1 protein-coding gene is annotated in these 1,809 nt (G+C 62.0%); it reads right to left on the bottom strand.

Annotated features, from left to right (window positions below; all coding sequences use genetic code 11):
* The coding region (katG, locus tag ACEW8G_RS12550; RefSeq protein WP_373488752.1) for a catalase/peroxidase HPI at positions 1-1,804 on the bottom strand (1,804 nt) is incomplete at its 3' end.
* Positions 1,805-1,809: the final 5 nt, after the last annotated feature.

The raw sequence follows: 1,809 nt of genomic DNA, 5'->3' as shown, positions 1-1,809 counted from the left end.
TCGACAGCCCCAGCAGGTGCGCACGATCGAGCATCAGTTCCTCGGTCTTCACGCTCTGCTTGGTCGCGAGATAGTTGCGGAACGCGTCAGCACGCGGTTCAAGCGGCTCGAAACTGTTGGCGTCGGTCTGCTCGGCGTTGGCATCGCCTCTGCCGCCGGTAAACGGCACGGAAACGTCGAAGCCCGCATCGCGCGCAGCCTTTTCGACTGCCGCAGATCCTGCCAGCACGATGGCGTCTGCCATCGACATCGATCCGCGCAGGCGCTCTATCGTGGCAAGCACGCCGGCCAATTCTGCCGGATCGTTGACCGGCCAGTCCTTCTGCGGGGCAAGGCGCACGCGCGCGCCATTTGCGCCGCCGCGATGGTCAGAACGGCGATAGGTCGATGCCGACGCCCAGGCCGCCTTGACCAGCTCAGCCACGCTGTGCTCGCTCGCCAGGATTGCAGCCTTGAAGCGCTCTACCTCGGCCTGAAACGGCATGGCCCCGGCGGGAACGATATCCTGCCAGATCAGGTCTTCGGCTGGAACTTCGGGCCCAAGGTAGCGCACCTTTGGCCCCATGTCGCGATGCGTAAGCTTGAACCATGCGCGGGCAAAGGCATCGTCAAGCGCTGCCTGATCGTCGCGAAAGCGCTCGGAGATCTTGCGATATTCCGGATCCATCTTCAGCGCCATGTCGGCGGTGGTCATCATCGTCGGCACTTTTTTGGAAGGATCGCGCGCATCGGGGGCAAGATCTTCCGGATCGGGATTGATCGGCTGCCACTGCTGTGCGCCGGCCGGGCTACGGACCAGCTCAAAGTCATATTTAAATAGCAGCCGAAAATAGTCGCCGCCCCATGCGGTGGGGTTGGGCGTCCAGGCACCCTCGATTCCTGATGTAGTAATGTGGCCGTTGCTGATATGCTCGGCATCGGTTGCCCAGCCAAAGCCCATCAGCTCCATGGCTTCAGCTTCAGGCGCACCGCTCAATGAATCGGCAGGCGCAGCACCATGCGCCTTGCCAAAGGCATGACCACCTGCGGTCAACGCGACGGTTTCCTCGTCGTTCATTGCCATCCGCTCAAAGGTCAGCCGCATGTCGCGCGCTGATTGCAAGGGATCTGGGTTACCGCCCGGGCCTTCGGGGTTGACATAGATCAGCCCCATCTGGATCGCGGCGAGCGGGTGTTCGAGATCCCAGCCCTTGTCCGGCTGGATGCGGGTTTGTGCGCCATCATCAACCCAGGCTTCCTCGGTGCCCCAATAGACATCGCGTTCCGGCTCGAAGACGTCAGCGCGACCGCCGCCGAAGCCGAACACCGGGCCGCCCATAGATTCGATCGCAACGTTGCCGGTAAGGATGAACAGATCTGCCCAGCTGATGTGCTTGCCATACTTTTGCTTGATCGGCCACAACAGGCGGCGGGCCTTGTCGAGATTGCCGTTATCTGGCCAACTGTTGAGCGGTGCAAAGCGCTGCTGTCCGCTGCTCGATCCACCGCGCCCGTCTGCGGTGCGATAGGTGCCGGCTGAGTGCCAGGCCATGCGGATGAAGAACGGCCCGTAATGGCCATAATCCGCCGGCCACCAGGGCTGTGAGTCGGTCATTAGCGCTTTGAGATCGGCCTTGAGTGCCGCGTAATCGAGCTGCTGAAATGATTCGGCATAATCAAAGTCAGGCCCCATCGGATCGGGCGAACTGCCGTTCTGTGTCAGGATGTCGAGCTGAAGCGCATCGGGCCACCAGTCGCGATTGGTGCGACCGAGCAACGAGCGCACGCCGCCGTCGCTGGCTGAAAACGGGCAATTGCCGCCCATACCAC

It is taken from the genome of Blastomonas sp., from assembly GCF_041747255.1.
Taxonomy (GTDB): domain Bacteria; phylum Pseudomonadota; class Alphaproteobacteria; order Sphingomonadales; family Sphingomonadaceae; genus Blastomonas.
The sequence above is the reverse complement of the archived record's forward strand: the minus strand, read 5'-3'. Positions and strand labels throughout refer to the sequence as shown.